Here is a 17,444-nt window from a genome sequence, read left to right as displayed (position 1 = left end):
CCGCCCCGGTCCGGGGGCCGGCGGAGCCGGTGCGGACCGGGGCGGACGGGTGGCGGGGGACGGACCGGGAGAACCTGGGGCTGATTCAGCGGCTTCAGCGACTCTACGAGCCGATCCCGCCGAAGAGACCTCCGTGGGACATACCCAGGAGCAGTCCGAGGGCGCAGGCGCCGATGCCGACGATCAGCCCGAACCGCTCCCGGGTGGTCGCCGAGATGAACTGGCCGACACCGCCCGTGACGATGCCGATCAGCCCCGCCCACGAGGTGAGCAGGTGCAGGTGGTGGAACCCGGCGGTCGCCAGGGCCACCACGCCGAGCACCAGCGTGATGCCGAGCAGGGCGTTCACCTTGGGGTGGGGCCTGTGATCGGTGGCGAAGAGGGACCCGTGAATGGTGGGCCGCGGCTGCGAACGCGTTGTCTGTGCCATGAGCACCTCCCGACGGAAGCGGCGCATCCTAGTCGGCGAGTACCCGATATGAGCCGGATCGACGCTGTTCGCGCACGGATTTCAGCCGGAAGCCGGTGTGCGGGTAGTCTGTACCGTCTGCACCGGTGTCTGCCCACGTCAGGAAGGCATCCATCCCGACTGTCAGTGGGGCCCGATACCGTTGCTCACGTAACACCACGCATACAACCCTCCTGCCACGGATCGACCGTGGCCGCTGAGTCCAAAGGAGGTGGGTTCCACATGCGTCACTACGAGGTGATGGTCATCCTCGACCCCGATCTGGAGGAGCGCGCTGTCGCCCCCCTGATCGAGAACTTCCTCTCCGTCGTCCGTGAGGGCAACGGAAAGGTCGAGAAGGTCGACACCTGGGGCCGTCGTCGTCTCGCGTACGAGATCAAGAAGAAGCCCGAGGGCATCTACTCGGTCATCGACCTGCAGGCCGAGCCTGCGGTCGTCAAGGAGCTCGACCGCCAGATGAACCTGAACGAGTCGGTCCTCCGGACCAAGGTCCTCCGTCCCGAGATGCACTGAGCCTGCCGGCTCGGTCCATCCCGGGAATCGAGTAGCACCACCAGCAACCAGCAGCTAACCCGCTGAGAGGTTCCCCCATGGCAGGCGAGACCGTCATCACGGTCGTCGGCAATCTCGTCGACGACCCCGAGCTGCGCTTCACCGCGTCTGGTGCGCCGGTCGCGAACTTCCGAGTCGCGTCCACCCCCCGCACCTTCGACCGGCAGACCAACGAGTGGAAGGACGGCGAGAGCCTGTTCCTGAGCTGCTCGGTCTGGCGGCAGACGGCGGAGCACGTCGCGGAGTCCCTGACGAAGGGCATGCGCGTGATCGTCCAGGGCCGCCTCAAGCAGCGGTCCTACGACGACAACCAGGGCGTCAGGCGGACGGTCTACGAGCTGGACGTCGAGGAAGTCGGCCCCAGCCTGCGCAGCGCCACGGCCAAGGTCACCAAGGCCGCCGGAGGCGGCGGCGGCGGTGCCCGTGGCGGCCAGGGCGGTTACGGCGGCGGTGGCGGCCAGGGTGGCGGCGGCTGGGGCGGAGGCCCCGGCGGCGGTCAGCAGGGCGGCGGCTCCCAGCCTGCCGACCCGTGGGCGTCCGGCGGTGCTCCCGCCGGCGGCCAGGGCGGCGGCGGCTGGGGCGGCAACCAGGGCGGTTCCGGCGGTGGCTACTCGGACGAGCCCCCCTTCTAGGGCGGACTCGTCACCCACACTTCTTGATCACACAGGAGAATCACCATGGCGAAGCCGCCTGTGCGCAAGCCGAAGAAGAAGGTCTGCGCGTTCTGCAAGGACAAGGTCCAGTACGTGGACTACAAGGACACGAACATGCTGCGGAAGTTCATTTCCGACCGCGGCAAGATCCGTGCCCGCCGGGTGACCGGCAACTGCACGCAGCACCAGCGTGACGTCGCCACGGCCGTGAAGAACAGCCGTGAGATGGCGCTGCTGCCCTACACGTCCACCGCGCGATAAGGGAAGGGTGACCGAAAAATGAAGATCATCCTCACCCACGAGGTCTCTGGCCTCGGTGCTGCCGGTGACGTCGTCGACGTCAAGGACGGCTACGCTCGCAACTACCTGATCCCGCGGAACTTCGCGATCCGCTGGACCAAGGGTGGCGAGAAGGACGTGGCGCAGATCCGCCGCGCCCGCAAGATCCACGAGATCCAGACCATCGAGCAGGCCAACGCCATCAAGGCGCAGCTCGAGGGCACCAAGGTTCGTCTGGCCGTTCGCTCCGGCGACGCCGGTCGTCTCTTCGGCTCCGTCACCCCGGCTGACGTCGCGTCCGCGATCAAGGCTTCCGGTGGCCCCGAGGTCGACAAGCGCCGCATCGAGCTGGGCGCCCCGATCAAGACCCTGGGCTCGCACGAGACCTCGGTGCGTCTGCACCCCGAGGTTGCCGCGAAGGTCAACGTCGAGGTCGTCTCTGCCTGAGCTCTGGCTCGGGTCTGAGCTCTTGGCTCGGCATCACTGAGAAGGGCCGCACCCCCTGGGTGCGGCCCTTCTTGGCTGTCCGGTCTGCCCCGTGAGCGGTGTTTCACGTGAAACCGTCCGCGTCGGGGTGGACGGCGGGCGACGCCACAGCCGTCAGCGGACCGCCCCGGTCACAAGCCAGTGTCCGGATCGCGCACGCCACCACAGGGTCGCCATCCGCACCGTCATCATCAAAGTCATCGCACCCCAGAGCGCGGTGAGGCCTCCTCCCACGGAGGGGACCAGCAGGGCGACGGGCGTGAAGACGGCGAGCGTCGCGATCATGGCCCAGGCCAGGTACGGGCCGTCCCCCGCGCCCATCAGGACACCGTCGAGCACGAAGACGACCCCGCTCAGCGGTTGCGACACCGCGACGACGATCAGGGCGGGGAGCGCCGCGTCCCACACCGCGGTGTCACCGGTGAACATGGGCAGCAGGAGCGGCCGGGCCAGCACCACCAGAATGCCCAGGGCGACGCCGACGGCGATGCCCCACTCGACCATGCGACGGCAGACTGCCCGGGCGCCGTCGGCGTCTCCGGCCCCCAGGTAGCGCCCGATGATGGCCTGCCCGGCGATCGCGATGGCGTCCAGGGCGAAGGCCAGCAAACTCCACAGGGAGAGAACGATCTGGTGGGCGGCCACGTCCGCGTCGCCCAGTCGGGCGGCGACCGCGGTCGCGATGAGCAGGATGGCGCGGAGGGAAAGGGTGCGGACCAGCAGGGGGGCACCGGCCTGGGCGGAGGCCCGGATGCCGGCGGCGTCCGGGCGGAGCGAGGCTCCGTGGCGACGGGCACCCCGCACGACCACCACCAGGTAGACGGCCGCCATGCCGCACTGGGCGATCACCGTGCCCCAGGCGGAGCCTGCGATCCCGAGGTCCAGGCCGTACACGAGCAGGACGTTGAGCACCGCGTTGGCCAGGAATCCGGCGACAGCGACGCGCAGAGGCGTCTTGGTGTCCTGGAGCCCTCGCAGGACGCCGGTCGCCGCAAGGACGATCAGCATGGGGGGAATGCCGAGCGAGGAGATGCGCAGGTACGTCACCGCGTACGGCGCGGCGGTGTCCGAGGCTCCGAACAGGTCGATCAGTGCCGGAGCGGTGGGCAGCACCGCGACGATCACCGCGCAGCCCAGCAGGATCGCCAGCCAGATGCCGTCCATGCCCTGGCGTATGGCGGCGCCGAGTTCGTCGGCGCCGACCCGCCGGGCCACCGCTGCCGTCGTGGCATAGGCGAGAAAGACGAAGATGCTGACCGCGGTGGTCAGCAGAGCCGAGGCCACGCCCAGCCCGGCGAGTTGCGCGGTGCCGAGATGCCCGACGATGGCGCTGTCCGCGAGGATGAAAAGAGGCTCGGCCACCAGGGCGCCGAAGGCTGGGAACGCCAGCGCGATGATCTCGCGATCGTGTCGGCGTCGGCCCGTACGACCGGTCGCGGAAGCCTGTGTCATAAGCACCAATCTAATCTTCCACAGGTAAGTGGTGCAATGCTACTGGGCCTCTTACCTTTTCCCCGGCGACGTGTGTTCTCGCACAGCGTTCCGGTAGATCTTGGCCTGGCGGCCGATTTTTTTCTTCTGCACAACCCGTGGATCGGGTTACCGCAGGTCAGAGAGGTCGCGCCGGGAAGGCTGCGGGCTTGTTCACAGCGCTGTCCACCGACTCGTGCACAGGTTTCCGGGGGTTGTCCACAGCATACGGCCGTTCTTCCACATGGCCTGTGGATAACCAGATTGGCGGAAGGTGCCCGCGGGCTTAGCGTGGTGCGGTGCCCGCCCTCTGCGGCCTGTGAGATTTCACCACGAAACCGGCGTCCGACGCCGGTGCCGAGGAGGGCTGCGGACAGCTCGATCTGTCAGAGCCGTGCCGTACAACTGAGAGGCACGGCGAGGTCCGCGCGGCGGACGGGAGGAGGGTCGCTCGGTGAGCATTTCCGAGCCCTTGGACGACCCCTGGGCCGAGAGCGGTCCCAGTGATCGTCTGCCCGCGTCGCGCCGTCGTGAGGACTCCGGTCCGGGCCGCTCCGGCGGCCGTGGAGGACGTTCCGACGACGGGAGGTGGGACGACCAGGAGGTCTCCCCCTTCGAGCGGGTGCCGCCGCAGGACCTCGACGCCGAGCAGTCCGTGCTCGGCGGCATGCTGCTGTCCAAGGACGCCATCGCCGACGTGGTGGAGATCCTCAAGGGCCACGACTTCTACAAGCCCGCGCACGAGCTGATCTACCAGGCGATCCTCGACATCTACGCCAAGGGTGAGCCGGCCGACCCGATCACCATCGCCGCCGAGCTCACCAAGCGTGGCGAGATCAACAAGGTGGGCGGTGCGGCCTATCTGCACACCCTGGTGCAGACGGTCCCCACCGCGGCCAACGCCGAGTACTACGCGGAGATCGTCCACGAGCGCGCGGTGCTGCGGCGCCTGGTCGAGGCCGGCACCCGCATCACCCAGATGGGATACGCGGCCGACGACGACGTCGACGAGATCGTCAACCGGGCCCAGGCCGAGATCTACGCCGTCACCGAGCAGCGCACCAGCGAGGACTACCTCCCGCTCGGCGACATCATGGAGGGCGCGCTCGACGAGATCGAGGCGATCGGCTCCCGCAGCGGGGAGATGACCGGTGTGCCGACCGGCTTCACCGACTTCGACGCCCTGACCAACGGACTGCACCCCGGCCAGATGATCGTCATCGCGGCCCGTCCCGCGATGGGTAAGTCGACCCTGGCGCTGGACTTCGCCCGCGCGGCGTCGATCAAGAACCAGCTGCCGAGCGTCATCTTCTCCCTCGAGATGGGCCGCAACGAGATCGCGATGCGCCTGCTCTCCGCCGAGGCACGGGTGGCCCTGCACCACATGCGCTCCGGCACCATGACCGACGACGACTGGACGCGTCTCGCGCGCCGAATGCCCGACGTCTCCGCCGCGCCCCTCTACATCGACGACTCCCCCAACCTGTCGATGATGGAGATCCGGGCCAAGTGCCGCCGCCTCAAGCAGCGCAACGACATCAAGCTGGTCGTCATCGACTACCTCCAGCTGATGCAGTCCGGCGGCTCCAAGCGCGCCGAGAACCGCCAGCAGGAGGTCTCGGACATGTCCCGTAACCTCAAGCTGCTGGCCAAGGAGCTGGAGATCCCGGTCATCGCGCTCTCCCAGCTGAACCGAGGCCCCGAGCAGCGCACGGACAAGAAGCCGATGGTCTCCGACCTGCGTGAGTCCGGCTCCATCGAGCAGGACGCCGACATGGTCATCCTGCTCCACCGCGAGGACGCCTACGAGAAGGAGTCACCGCGCGCCGGCGAGGCCGACCTGATCGTGGCCAAGCACCGTAACGGCCCGACGGCCACCATCACCGTGGCCTTCCAGGGCCACTACTCGCGCTTCGTGGACATGGCACAGAGCTGACCCGCACCGCGAGGTCCGGCTTGCACGGCACGGTCCCGTGCGGCCGGGGCGGGCGCCCGGCGTTCAGCGCCTCGTCGCGTACCTGGTCAGGACCACGCCGCAGGGGAGTGTGCGCGTCTCCACCAGGTTCAGGTTCACCCAGCTGTCCAGCGCGGTGAAGAACGGCGTGCCGCCGCCCACCAGGACCGGTGCGGTGGCCAGCACGTACTCGTCGATCAGCCCGGCCCGCATGGCCGCGGCGGCGAGCGCCGCGCCGCCGATGTCCATCGGGCCGCCGTCCTCGGCCTTGAGCCGGGCGATCTCGGCGACCGCGTCCCCGGTCACCAGGCGGGTGTTCCAGTCGACCTCGTCGATCGTCGAGGAGAAGACCACCTTCGCCATGTCCCGCCAGCGGCGCCCGAACTCGATCTCCGCCGGTGTGGAGTCGGGCCGCTGGTCGGCCGTCGGCCAGTAAGGGGTCATCATGTGCCACAGCTTGCGCCCGTACAGCGACAGCTCGGTCGCCTGCAGCTGGTCGGACCAGAACTGGAAGAGCTCGTCGCTCGGCACGCTCCAGCCGATGTCGTCGCCGGGCGCGGCGATGTAGCCGTCCAGGGACACGTTCATGCCGTAGATCAGTTTCCGCATGGCGCCAGCCTTCCGTGCATCGGGACCACGCGTACGGACCGACGCGGCACGGGAAACTCATCGGTGCGCCCCGTGCCCGAGTGCGGTCCGCGCGCTCCGGCTCGGCCGCGGCGCGTCGGCGCCGGGCCGCCGGTCACGGCGGTCAGAACCAGTGCAGGCAGTGCGGCGTGCGTTCGGCGCGGAAGAGCGCGTCGGCGAGCTCGGCCGCGCCCGGACGGTGGGCCCTGATGTGCCCGGCCCGCACCAGCGTGCTCGGCAGGGTCCCGCCGAGGTAGACCGAGCTCAGGTCGCTGACGTCCAGCGAGAGGTCGGGCTCCCGGTCGGTCGGGGCGCAGTCGGCCTTGCCGTCCTGGACGGTCAGCCGGTACCGGCCGTGCTCACCGAGCCACGGGTCGTCGACCTCGAGGACGAGCTCGCCCTCCCCCGTCCAGCCCCGGGCGGTCAGCGCGCGCGGGATGTCGAGCAGCCGCACCCACAGCCAGTCCGTGCTGTCGCCCAGCTCGCCGGCCCGGTAGTCGGTAAGCTGCCAGCGCAGCGGATGGCCGGGCGGGAGGTGGTTGAAGACCACCTTCCTCACCAGGTCGTGCCCGAGCACGAACCCGGCCAGGGCGGTGAAGGCCGCGTTGTCGACGGTGATCGTCTCGTCCACCGTCAAGGTCCTGTCCTTGTCGACCGAGTAGCTCGCGTACCCGTCGGCCACGCCGTCCGCGTCACGGTGGACGGCGATGTACCGCGGGGTCCGGGCGACCGGCGGCTGGCCCGCGCCCAGGCTCCACCAGCGGTGCGGGCGCGACAGCGCGCCGGGCTGCGTGCGGCGGAACCGCTCGTAGACCTCCTCCAGGAGGTCGCCGCACTCGCCCCGACGCAGCACCTCGACCGAACCGGCGCGGGCCGCGGCCCCGTCGGCGGCCTTCCCCGCGCGCGGCCGCGCGAGCGCCGCCCGATGGCGGTCGACCGTCATCCGCTGCGTGTAGGTCGCCGGGCCGTAGCCGAAGCGCCGGTAGATCACCGCCTCGGAGGCCAACAGCACCGACAGGATCTCGCCCTGTTCGCGCAGGTCGGCGAGCTGGCGCCGCATCATGGCGCTGAGCACGCCCTGCCGTCGGTGCGTGGGCAGGACCCCCACCGCGGTCACACCGGGCGCAGGCACCAGGGCGCCTCCGGGCAGCGTGAGCTCGAAGGAGTACGCGCCGGCGGTACCGACGGGGCGCCCGTCCTCCGTGACGGCGAGCAGGGAGCGGTCCATGTCGAACGCCGACCACCAGGCGCCGTCACCCTCGGCGGGATTCTCGCGCTCCATGCCGAACGCGGTGAGGGTCGTGTCGACGAAGAGGTCGAAATCCTGCTCGGTCGTGGAACGGATCTCCATCGTTGGCTGTGCCTCCCCGGTGTCCGGCGCCACGGTTGTGTGGGCCCGCCACAGTGCAACGTGACGTCAGGTCCAGGTCAAACCATTTACCGCTTCGCCGGAACGCGGTCGCCCCTGCCCGATCGGGTCTGATGCACTGGGGCCATGACGACACCTCAGGATGAGAACGCCCTGCTGCCCGCCACCCGGCGGGCGCTGCTGCACCGCATCGCGGTCGCCCAGGCCGAGGGACGGACGCCGTCGCTCACCGCGGCGGTGGCCCGCGGCGGCGAGATCGTGTGGACCGGGGCGCGGACCTCGGTGGACGGGCACGCCCCCGACGGCGACGTCCAGTACCGGATCGGATCGATCACCAAGACCTTCGTCGCCGCCCTGGTGATGCGGCTGCGCGACGAGGGGCGGCTCTCGCTCCAGGACCCCCTGGAGAAGCACCTTCCCGGCACGTCGGCGGGCGAGGCCACCATCGCCCAACTGCTGGCCCACACCGCGGGCCTGGCCGCCGAGGCGCCCGCGCCCTGGTGGGAGCGGACCCCGGGCTCCCTCCGCCCCGAACTGGCCGACGTGCTCGGCGACAACCCCGGCCTCCATCCGGGCGGACGCAGGTTCCACTACTCCAACCCCGGTTACACGCTGCTGGGCGCGCTGGTGGAGGAGCTGCGGAAGGAACCGTGGGACCAAGTGCTGCGCCGCGAGGTGCTGGAACCGCTCGGCCTGCACCGCACGGGCCCGGACCCGGTGGCCCCGTCCGCCGGCGGCTGGGCCGTCCATCCGTATGCCGACGTCCTGCTCCCCGAACAGGTCGAGGACCTCGGCCGGATGGCGCCCGCGGGGCAGCTGTGGTCGACCAGCACCGACCTGGCACGCTTCGCCGTCTTCCTGGCCCACGGTGACGACCGGGTGCTGAGCGCGGCCTCGCTGGCCGAGATGCGCACCCCCGCAGCGCCGCCGGAGCCGGGAGACCTGGCGTCCGGGTACGGCTACGGACTGGGCATGCAGATCCAGTACTGGGGCGAACGCCAGGTGGTCGGCCACTCCGGATCCGTCCCCGGCTATCTGGCCAACCTGTCCCTGTCCGTCGCGGACGACGTGGCCGCGGTGGTCCTCGTCAACAGCACCTCCGGAGTCCCCATCTCGGCACTGGGCGCCGATCTGGTGCGCATCGTCGCGGAGGCGGAACCCCGCATCCCCGAGCCGTGGCGCCCCCTGCCGGACGTCGACCCGGAGACGCTCGCGCTGACCGGCCCCTGGTACTGGGGGACCCAGGCATTCGTCCTGCGGCTGGCCCCGGGCGGCGGGGTCTCGCTCGATCCGCTGGCGGCCAACGGCCCCCGCAGGTCACGCTTCCGGGCGGCCGGGGACGGCACCTGGACCGGCCTGGAGGGCTACTACGCGGGGGAGACCCTGCGGGCCGTCCGACGCTCCGACGGGACCGTGAGCCACCTGGACCTCGGGTCGTTCGTCTTCACCCGCATTCCCTACGACCCCGCCGCTCCCGTGCCGGGTGGCGTGGACGAGGGCGGCTGGCGCGGGCTGAAGCAGGAGAGCTGACCGTCTTCCCGGGCCGCGATCGGCCCGGGAAGGCCACAAGGCCGAAGGTCACAGCTGGAGCTTGAAACCGAGGTGCGAGGCGGTGAATCCGAGGCGCTCGTAGAACCTGCGGGCGTCGGTCCGGGTGGCGTCCGAGGTCAGCTGCACCAGCCGGCAGCCCTGCCGTCCGGACTCCTCGATGGCCCACCGGACGAGCTGCGTGCCCAGGCCGCTGCCGCGCTCGCCGGAATGCACCCGGACACCCTCGATGACCGACCGGGTGGTGCCGCGGCGCGAGAGGCCGGGGATCACGGTCAGCTGGAGGGTTCCGACGACCGTGCCGGCACGCTCGGCCACCATCAGGTGCTGGTTCGGGTCCGCCGCCAGCCGCTCGAAGGCCACCAGGTAGGGGTCCAGGTCGTCAGGGGTCTCGCGGAGCGCGCCCAAGGGGTCGTCCGCGTACAGGGCGACGAGGGCGGGCACGTCGTCCACCCGGGCAGGGCGTATCGAAAGATCACTCATGGCCGCACCCTAGGCATGCTTCGTCCGGTGCGGAGCCCTGTCACACCAGATCGGCGGCGTGCAGCGCGCGGACGCCCTCGATGTTGCCGTCGAGATAATGCCGCAGTGAGAGCGGTACGAGGTGGACGGAGGCGATCCCGACGCGGGTGAAGGGCACGCGCACGATCTCGTACTCCCCGGCAGGTTCTTCCACCTCGGGACCGTGGCGGAGGGAGGGATCCATGGACTCCAGCCGGCAGACGAAGAAGTGCTGGATCTTGACTCCGGTGGACGCTTCGTCAGGGCCGATGTGCTCCACGGTGTCCACGAAGCAGGGGATGACGCCGGAGATCTTGGCTCCGAGCTCTTCGTGCACTTCGCGGTGGAGCGCCTCGACGACCGTGGCGTCCTCGGGCTCCACACCGCCGCCCGGGGTGACCCAGTAGGGATCGACACCGGGCTTGGTGCGCTTGATCAGGATGAGGTCGTCGCCGTCCAGGAGGACGGCTCGGGCGGTGCGCTTGACCACGGGGCGGACGGTCATGGGGGAAATCTGGCCCGTGATGTTCCACGTGAAACATCGCCCGGGGCCATTCGCCGGTGGGCCGCGCCCTCAGGACCACGCGGTGGCGGCCTGCTGCAGGAGCTCCTGCGCCCGGCCGATGTACGGAAGGCCGAGTGTGCCGGTCCGCGTCACCAGGAAGTACGTCCGCAACGGAGGCACATCGGGTTCGTGCGGGACGACCAGTGAGCCTCGAGCCAGGGCGGTGGCGCACAGGTAGCGCGGCAGGACGGCGAGGCCGGCGCCGCGTTCGGCGCAGGCGAGGACCGCCCGCAGGTCCGGCACCACCACCGCTCCCGAGGCCGCCGCGGGAACGGCGTCGAAGACAGCGGCCCAGTAGCGCGAGACGAACGGCAGCGACTCGTGGACCTCGATCACGGGGAGCCGGTCGAGCCGGGCCAGGAACTCCGCGGGCCGGTGCCCGCGGCCTGGGTCTGCCCCGGCCGCAAGACCGAGGGCCGCCACCAGGACGTGCTCCTCGTCGCACAGCGGGGTCGAGTGCAGCAGTGAACCGCGGGGGCGGGCCGTGGTGACCGAGAGGTCGTAGTGTCCGGCAGCCAGGCCCTCCAGGACCTCCTCGTCGTTGCCGAAGGAGGCGCGCAGCGGCTGTGTCAGGCCGTTGTCGTCGGTGAGTCCCACCAGGGCGGGCAGGACGCGCTCGGCCAGGAACTCCGGAGGTCCCGACAGGTGGAGGGTGCGTGGTGCGCCGTCGTCGCCGCCGGCCTCGGCTATCTCCACCAGCGCGTCCAGGTGGGGAGCGGCCCGGTGCGCCAGCTCGTCGCCGATGGTGGTGGGCACGACCCCGCGTGCCCTTCTCAGGAAGAGCGGACGGCCGACCTGACGCTCCAGCGTGCGGATCTGGGAGGTGACAGCGGGCTGGGAGAGGCCGAGCAGAGCGGCGGCGCGCGTGAAGGACCCGGCTCGGTGCACCGCCACGAAGGTGCGGAGCAAGGCCAGGTCCATGGTCGCCCCCTCGGCTTCCCCGGGCGGTACGGACCGCCGACGGCGGCCCGTCGGCCGCGTCCCATTATAAATATGTCGATAGGTCTCTGTCGCTCCCGTGATTGGACACTGACACAGAGTCAACTAACCTTGGTCGCGCGGTGCGACCGGGTGGTCGCACGGCGGGCAGGCGGCCCGGTCCGAGCCACGAGGAGGGAGGCTCGGACCGGGCCCTTCGCGCTCCGGGGGGCGGTGCCCGACGGCACCGCCCCCGTCCGCGTCGCCGCGCGTCGCCGGACGGTGGTTCCCGGTCAGTGGCCGGCAGTCGTGCCCGCCGCCTTGTCCAGGGCCCGCAGCACGTCCGCCAGCAGGTCGTCCGGGTCCTCGGCGCCCACCGAGAGACGGATGAAGCCCTCCGGCACCGCGTCCCCGCCCCAGCGGCCACGCCGCTCGGCGCTGGAGCGCACGCCGCCGAAGCTGGTCGCCTCGTCGACGAGGCGCAGCGACTCCAGGAACCGCTCGGCGTGCTCACGACCGGGGAGGGTGAAGGAGACCACGCTGCCGAAGCGGCGCATCTGCCGCGAGGCCACCGCGTGGGACGGGTCGTCCGGAAGGCCGGGGTAGCGCAGGCCGTCCACCTCGGGCCGGTCCCTGAGGGCGCGGGCCAGGGTGAGGGCGGTGGCGGCCTGACGGTCCACCCGCATCTGCAGGGTGGAGATCGAGCGGTGGGCCAGCCAGGCCTCCATCGGACCCGCGATCACTCCGGCGATCTTCCGCCAGCGTCGCACCGCGTCCATGGCCTCGCCGCGTGCGCCGGTCACATAGCCGAGCAGCACGTCACCGTGGCCGGTCAGCTGCTTGGTCCCGCTGGCCACCGAGAAGTCGGCGCCCAGCTCCAGCGGTCGCTGGCCGAGCGGGGTGGCCAGGGTGTTGTCGACGGCCACCAGGATGCCCCGGGCGTGGGCCTCCTCGGCGAGCCGGCGCACGTCGCAGACGTCCAGGCCGGGGTTGGAGGGCGTCTCGATCCACAGCAGCCGGGCGCCGTCGAGCACCTCGAGCTGCGCGTCGCCGCCGGTCGGGGCGGTGCGGACCTCGACCCCGAAGGCCTCGAGCTGGGCCCGGACCAGGGGGAACACCTGGTAGCCGTCGCTGGGCAGGACCACCGTGTCGCCGGAGCGCAGCTGCGAGAAGAGCACCGCGGAGATCGCGCCCATGCCGGAGGGGAAGACCAGCGTCTCCACGTCCTCCCGGCCGGGAGCCTCGAGCTCGCCGATGGCGTTCTCCAGCAGGGTCCAGGTGGGGTTCTCGTCCCGGCCGTAGGTGTACGGACCGGTGGGTTCGCCCGGCAGGTGGAAGTGCGCGGCGAACACGGGGCCGGGGAGGGTGGGCTCGTACTTCACCGGTTCCGGCAGGCCGGCGCGGACCGCCCGGGTGCCGTCACCGGTCGTGGAGTGCGTCGTGCCGTCGGCCTCGGCGCCCTGTCCTGGGGTGTGCGCGGCGGAGTCGTTCATACGGCCCGTCCTTCCTGGTGCTCACGTCCGGTGGCGGCGGGCAGGGCCGCCACCCCCACTGTCTCAGGGTGGCGGCCCTGCCGGACGAAGGGGTGGCCGAACGAGCAGGTCAGGGAGGTTCCGTCGTCTCACGGAGCGGACAGGGCGCGGCCTGCGGCGGGCCGGGCGGCCCAGGCGGCACGAGACGGCGCGGGGCGGCCCGGAGCGCGGTCAGTCGTCCTCGGGGAGGATCAGGTTGAGGGCCCAGGAGACCACCGCGATGACCAGGCCGCCCAGGACCGCGGTCCAGAACCCCTCGACGTGGAAGCTCAGGTCGAGCTTCCCGGCGATCCAGGAGGTGAGCAGCAGCATCAGGGCGTTGACCACCAGCGTGATCAGACCGAGGGTGAGGATGAAGAGCGGCAGTGTCAGCAGCTTGACGACGGGCTTCACCAGCAGGTTGACCAGGCCGAAGATCAGGGCCACCAGGATCAGCGTCCAGGCCTTCTTGCCGGTGCTTCCGCCCTCGAGGCTGATGTCGTCGATCAGCCACACGGCCACCGCCAGGGCTCCCGCGTTGGCGAGCGTCTTGACTAGGAAATTCATCATGTATCTGATCGTGGCAGAAGAGATCGACAGTGGTCCTGGACCCAAGGGGCGAGCGGGGCGATGAAAGCTTTTCGGCTTGACGAACTCGAGGCGGAACGGGCCGCCAACGACGGCGCGTATCTGCAGTTCCTGCGGGAGCGGCACATGTCGGTCGGGCTCTACGCGCTGGACGCCGGCGCGCAGGATCCGCAGCAGCCGCACCACCAGGACGAGGTGTACTTCGTGGTGAGCGGGCGTGGCTGGCTCACCGTGGGGACCGAGACCACCGAGGTGGCGCGCGGCAGCGTGGTCTACGTGCCGGCCGGGGTCCCCCACAAGTTCCACCACATCAGCGAGGACCTCAGGGTGATGGTCGTCTTCTCCCCGCCGGAGGGGTGACCGGGGGCGTTGACCGAGGGTCGCGGGACCGTGTCCCCTAGGGGTGCGGTCAGGGGGGAACGGGGGTGCCCGGAGCCCCTGCCGGGCCCTTCGCGCGCCTAGCATCGATGACGTGGCGCCCGAGACGCGGCGCCCGACTCGCAGAGGGAAAAGGGGCTGGGCGATGCGTGAGATCCTCGCGGACGTGCCGTGGTGGGTGAAGTGGGTGGCGATCCCGGTGATCGCGCTGGTGGTCTTCGGCGGCTTCCTGCTGAGCCTGCTCGGTTTCCTGGTGCACCTGCTGTTCAAGGTGCTGCTGTTCGTGGCGCTGGTGGGAGGTCTGATCTTCCTGGTGCGGAAGTTCACCGGCTCCTCCTCCTCGTCCTCCGACGGGAAGTGGTGAGCGCGCCCGGCGCGCAAGGGGCGGATCCCTCGTGAGAGGGAAGCTTCGCCCGCGGGGTGTATGCGGCAGGTGACGGACCGTTAGAGTCCGGAACTCGACGTGGGGGAGCCAGAGCCCCCGCGGGCGGCCTGCACATCCCCCGTGTTTCCCCGGCACGGGCAGCCCCTCGCGCTCCGGGAGTGACCCTTGGCCACGGCCGACACCGCGTCCGCCTCGCGACGCGCCCCATCGGTGCCAGTCCAGCCCACCCAGGCGGGCCACGTGCCCGCCGGCTCCGCCAAGGAGCGCCCGGGCAGAGGCAGAGCGGCCGAGGGCGCCGGAAGACCGCGCCAGGGCCAGCCGGCCACGCTGATCGGATCGGTCCAGCGGGCGATGCGCCTGCTGGAGACCGTGGCCGCGCACGAGCAGGGCGCGCCGGCGAAGCAACTGGCCCGGCAGGCGGGGCTCGCGCTGCCGACCACCTACCACCTGCTGCGCACCCTCGTCCACGAGGGCTACCTGCGGCGCGACAGCGGCCTCTTCCACCTCGGGGACGCCGCCGAGCGGCTGAGCCGCAGGCTGGCCCGGCAGAAACGTCGCGGCGCGGTCACCGAGGCGCTGGCTCACTGGCACGACGCCGTGGGGGCCCCGCTGTACTGCGCCCGCTACCGCGACGGGGAGATCGAGGTCGTCGGCGTCGCGGACTCCGAGGAGAGCCCGGCGGTCGACGAGTGGGCCGACTTCCGGGCCACCGGGCACGCGCACGCCATCGGGCAGTGCCTGCTCTCCCAGCTCGACGAGGACGCCCGCCGGGACCACCTGGCGCGCTACCCGGTGCAGCGGCTGACCCCGTACACCGTCGAGGACGAGCGCGTCCTGCTGCGGCGTTTGGCGGCCTGCCGGCATGGGGAGCCAGTGATCGAGCATCAGGAGTACGCACTGGGCACGGTGTGCGCGGCGATCCCCATCCGGATCGGCACCCTCGTCGCCACGGTGGCCGTCTCCCTCCCCGCCCAGCAGGCCGACGGCCTGCTCCCGGCGGCCCGCCGGCTGCAGGCCGAGATCGGGCGCCAACCCGGTGTCCTGGCCCTGTCTTTCAGTATCTGAAAAATCACTCCTTGTGATTCGCCGTGTACGTTCAGCAAGATGGCGCGCAGGGTCAGCAGGATGAGTCCCGGACAACCCGAGGACAAAAGACGGGGTAGGCGATGCGCGAGTCGGTGCAGGCAGAGGTCATGATGAACTTTCTCGTCTCGGACGAGCTCTCGTTCCGCATTCCGGTCGAGCTGCGCTACGAGACCTCTGATCCGTTCGCCGTGCGACTGACCTTTCACCTTCCTGGTGACGCGCCGGTGACCTGGGCCTTCGGTCGGGAGCTGCTGATCGACGGGGTGGGGCGGCCCTGCGGGGACGGTGACGTCAGAGTGTCGCCGGCCGACCCCGACATGCTGGGCGAGGTGCTGATCCGGCTCCAGGTGGGCCGCGACCAGGCGCTGTTCCGCTCCGGCGCCGCTCCGCTGGTGGCGTTCCTGGACCGGACGGACAAGCTGGTGCCGCTCGGTCAGGAGGGCGCGCTGGCGGACTTCGACGCCCACCTCGACGAGGCGCTGGACCGGATCCTGGCCGAGGAACAGAGCGCCGGCTGACCCGCCCGCCGTGGCCGGCCCCGCTCCCCTGAAGGAACGCTTCGGCCCGGTGGCCGGAGCCCGGGCGGCCCTGACCCGCCTCCCGGGTGCCGGGAGCCCGTGCCGCACCTCCGACGCGGGCGTCACGCCCGGTGACGTCAGCGGCGGCGGCGACGCCCCCGGTTGGCGCGGCCCCGGCCGCTCGTGCGAGTGCCGCCTCGGTCGTCGGGGGCGGGGCGGTCGGCGGCGACCACCAGGGCGGCCAGCGCGGTGGTCACCGGCACCGAGGCCACCAGGCCGATGGAACCGATCAGGGTGCGCACGATCTCCTGGGCGACCAGCTCGCTGTTGGCGACGGATCCCACGCTGCTCCGGGCGATCGAGAAGAGCAGCAGCAGCGGCAGCGCGGCACCGGCGTAGGCGAGCACCAGGGTGTTGACCACCGAGGCGATGTGGTCCCGGCCGATGCGCAGACCGGCGCGGTAGAGACCGCGCGGGCCCAGCGAGGGGTTGGCCTCGTGGAGCTCCCAGACCGCCGAGGTCTGGGTGACGGTCACGTCGTCCAGGACCCCCAACGAGCCGATGATGATCCCGGCCAGCAGCAGCCCGCTCATGTCGATCTGCGGGTACAGGCCGTGGATCAGGCCGGTGTTGTCGTCGGTGTTGCCGGTCAGGACGGCCCAGTCGATGAAGACCGAGCCCAGGATGCCGATCAGCAGCAGCGACACCAGGGTGCCCAGGACCGCCACCGAGGTCCTGGCCGACAGGCCGTGGCACAGGTAGAGCGCGATCAGCATGATGGCGCTGGACCCCACCACCGCGACCACCAGCGGATTCGAGCCCTGGAGGATGGCGGGCAGGATGAACAGGGTGAGGACCAGGAAGCTCACCGCCAGCGCGATCAGTGCCATCAGACCCCGTAGCCGGCCCACGACCACCACGGCCACCGCGAAGATGCCCGCCAGCAGGGCGAGCGGGAACTTCCGGTTCATGTCCATGACCGAGTACTGCAGTTCCTTCGGCGCGGACGGCTCGTAGGCGGCGATCACCGAGTCGCCCTCGGCCAGTTGCCGGGACTGGTCCTTCTGGACCAGTTCGGTGAAGGTGCGGCCCTTGTCCTTCCCGGTGTCGATCCGCACGGTGGCCAGGGAGCACTCCTGGCCCTTCTTGCTCTGCTGTCCGCAGGAGGTCTTCTCCACCCGGGTGACGGTGGCCTGCTCGGTGTGCCGGTCGAAGCCCACGCCGGAGCGCTCGTGGCCGGGTGCCCCGCCGGGCCACAGGACCAGCAGGCCGACGGCGACGGCGGCGGCGAACGGCACCAGGACGGCGGTGATGATCCTCCGCAGCCGGCGGGAGGCCGGTGCGGCGGGCCCGTGCGCGTGGCTGTGCCCGTGTCCCCCACCGGAGCCGTGCCCGTCGCCGGAGCCTCCACCGGAGCCGTGCCCGTGGCCGGAGCCTCCACCGGACCCGGACCCGGAGCCGAAGCCGCCACCGGACCCGGAGCCGCCGGCGCCGTCCCCCGCGCCCTGCCCGTCGCCGGAACCCCGTCCCGCCCCGTCGTCATACCCGGGTCCCGGTCCGTCGCCGTACCCGCGACCCGGGCCGGCG

20 protein-coding genes are annotated in these 17,444 nt (G+C 71.1%); 10 read left to right on the top strand and 10 right to left on the bottom strand.

Annotated features, from left to right (window positions below; all coding sequences use genetic code 11):
• Window positions 1-103: 103 nt before the first annotated feature.
• Window positions 104-430: a hypothetical protein gene (locus ACOV8S_RS25600; RefSeq protein WP_448320597.1), complete on the bottom strand. Its 327-nt coding sequence runs from the start codon at window positions 428-430 to the stop codon at window positions 104-106.
• 261 nt (window positions 431-691) lie between these two features.
• Between ACOV8S_RS25600 and rpsF the strand changes: the two genes are divergently transcribed.
• The 4 genes from rpsF (at window position 692) to rplI (ending at window position 2,400) form a co-directional block, all read left to right on the top strand.
• Window positions 692-982: a 30S ribosomal protein S6 gene (rpsF, locus tag ACOV8S_RS25595; RefSeq protein ID WP_023548633.1), complete on the top strand. Its 291-nt coding sequence runs from the start codon at window positions 692-694 to the stop codon at window positions 980-982.
• A gap of 77 nt (window positions 983-1,059) precedes the next feature.
• Window positions 1,060-1,653 (top strand): single-stranded DNA-binding protein, encoded by a 594-nt coding sequence (locus ACOV8S_RS25590; RefSeq protein WP_448320596.1) that lies wholly within the window; start codon window positions 1,060-1,062, stop codon window positions 1,651-1,653.
• A 45-nt stretch (window positions 1,654-1,698) separates the two neighbouring features.
• Complete coding sequence (gene rpsR / locus ACOV8S_RS25585; RefSeq protein ID WP_006381652.1) at window positions 1,699-1,935, top strand: 30S ribosomal protein S18; 237 nt, start codon at window positions 1,699-1,701, stop codon at window positions 1,933-1,935.
• Between the two features lie 18 nt (window positions 1,936-1,953).
• Complete coding sequence (gene rplI / locus ACOV8S_RS25580) at window positions 1,954-2,400, top strand: 50S ribosomal protein L9 (protein WP_351113758.1); 447 nt, start codon at window positions 1,954-1,956, stop codon at window positions 2,398-2,400.
• A 153-nt stretch (window positions 2,401-2,553) separates the two neighbouring features.
• Here rplI and ACOV8S_RS25575 read toward each other — a convergent pair whose 3' ends face one another.
• Entirely contained in the window at window positions 2,554-3,900 is a 1,347-nt protein-coding gene (locus tag ACOV8S_RS25575; RefSeq protein WP_448320594.1) for an MATE family efflux transporter, read from the bottom strand.
• Between the two features lie 463 nt (window positions 3,901-4,363).
• Between ACOV8S_RS25575 and dnaB the strand changes: the two genes are divergently transcribed.
• Entirely contained in the window at window positions 4,364-5,845 is a 1,482-nt protein-coding gene (dnaB, locus tag ACOV8S_RS25570) for a replicative DNA helicase (protein ID WP_448320593.1), read from the top strand.
• 63 nt (window positions 5,846-5,908) lie between these two features.
• Here the strand turns inward: dnaB and ACOV8S_RS25565 are convergent, their stop codons facing one another.
• Together ACOV8S_RS25565 and ACOV8S_RS25560 are read right to left on the bottom strand one after the other, a co-directional pair.
• Window positions 5,909-6,472, bottom strand: coding sequence for a dihydrofolate reductase family protein (locus tag ACOV8S_RS25565; RefSeq protein WP_448320592.1), 564 nt, complete (start codon window positions 6,470-6,472; stop codon window positions 5,909-5,911).
• 142 nt (window positions 6,473-6,614) lie between these two features.
• Window positions 6,615-7,841, bottom strand: coding sequence for a GNAT family N-acetyltransferase (locus tag ACOV8S_RS25560; RefSeq protein WP_448320591.1), 1,227 nt, complete (start codon window positions 7,839-7,841; stop codon window positions 6,615-6,617).
• Window positions 7,842-7,985: 144 nt separating this feature from the next.
• Here ACOV8S_RS25560 and ACOV8S_RS25555 point away from each other — a divergent pair, with 144 nt between their 5' ends.
• Window positions 7,986-9,389, top strand: coding sequence for a serine hydrolase domain-containing protein (locus tag ACOV8S_RS25555; RefSeq protein ID WP_448320590.1), 1,404 nt, complete (start codon window positions 7,986-7,988; stop codon window positions 9,387-9,389).
• A gap of 48 nt (window positions 9,390-9,437) precedes the next feature.
• On the opposite strand, the gene ACOV8S_RS25550 is transcribed toward ACOV8S_RS25555, so the two are convergent.
• From ACOV8S_RS25550 to ACOV8S_RS25530, 5 genes are all read right to left on the bottom strand, one after another.
• Complete coding sequence (locus ACOV8S_RS25550) at window positions 9,438-9,890, bottom strand: N-acetyltransferase family protein (protein ID WP_448320589.1); 453 nt, start codon at window positions 9,888-9,890, stop codon at window positions 9,438-9,440.
• A gap of 40 nt (window positions 9,891-9,930) precedes the next feature.
• Complete coding sequence (locus ACOV8S_RS25545; protein ID WP_351113772.1) at window positions 9,931-10,413, bottom strand: NUDIX hydrolase; 483 nt, start codon at window positions 10,411-10,413, stop codon at window positions 9,931-9,933.
• A 69-nt stretch (window positions 10,414-10,482) separates the two neighbouring features.
• Window positions 10,483-11,394: a LysR family transcriptional regulator gene (locus tag ACOV8S_RS25540; protein ID WP_448320588.1), complete on the bottom strand. Its 912-nt coding sequence runs from the start codon at window positions 11,392-11,394 to the stop codon at window positions 10,483-10,485.
• Between the two features lie 290 nt (window positions 11,395-11,684).
• Window positions 11,685-12,884, bottom strand: coding sequence for a cystathionine gamma-lyase (locus tag ACOV8S_RS25535; RefSeq protein ID WP_448320587.1), 1,200 nt, complete (start codon window positions 12,882-12,884; stop codon window positions 11,685-11,687).
• 210 nt (window positions 12,885-13,094) lie between these two features.
• On the bottom strand, window positions 13,095-13,472 hold the full coding sequence (locus tag ACOV8S_RS25530; RefSeq protein ID WP_448320586.1) for a phage holin family protein: 378 nt from the start codon (window positions 13,470-13,472) through the stop codon (window positions 13,095-13,097).
• Between the two features lie 60 nt (window positions 13,473-13,532).
• On the opposite strand from ACOV8S_RS25530, the gene ACOV8S_RS25525 reads away from it, so the two are divergent.
• The 4 genes from ACOV8S_RS25525 (at window position 13,533) to ACOV8S_RS25510 (ending at window position 15,857) form a co-directional block, all read left to right on the top strand.
• On the top strand, window positions 13,533-13,850 hold the full coding sequence (locus ACOV8S_RS25525; protein ID WP_448320584.1) for a cupin domain-containing protein: 318 nt from the start codon (window positions 13,533-13,535) through the stop codon (window positions 13,848-13,850).
• A gap of 163 nt (window positions 13,851-14,013) precedes the next feature.
• Entirely contained in the window at window positions 14,014-14,232 is a 219-nt protein-coding gene (locus ACOV8S_RS25520) for a DUF5326 family protein (protein ID WP_351113777.1), read from the top strand.
• Between the two features lie 186 nt (window positions 14,233-14,418).
• The gene (locus tag ACOV8S_RS25515; protein WP_448320582.1) at window positions 14,419-15,318 is read left to right on the top strand and encodes an IclR family transcriptional regulator; all 900 of its coding nucleotides are present in this window, start codon (window positions 14,419-14,421) and stop codon (window positions 15,316-15,318) included.
• Window positions 15,319-15,419: 101 nt separating this feature from the next.
• A complete protein-coding gene (locus tag ACOV8S_RS25510; protein WP_108956397.1) occupies window positions 15,420-15,857 on the top strand; it encodes an SsgA family sporulation/cell division regulator in 438 nt (145 codons plus the stop codon).
• Between the two features lie 137 nt (window positions 15,858-15,994).
• On the opposite strand, the gene ACOV8S_RS25505 is transcribed toward ACOV8S_RS25510, so the two are convergent.
• Window positions 15,995-17,444 (bottom strand): YibE/F family protein (locus tag ACOV8S_RS25505; RefSeq protein ID WP_448320580.1); only part of this gene is annotated, 1,450 nt, incomplete at its 5' end.

The sequence above is a fragment of the Streptomyces sp. CO7 genome (assembly GCF_053474865.1).
Note: the sequence above shows the minus strand (reverse complement) of the source record. Positions and strands in the feature narration are given on the sequence as shown.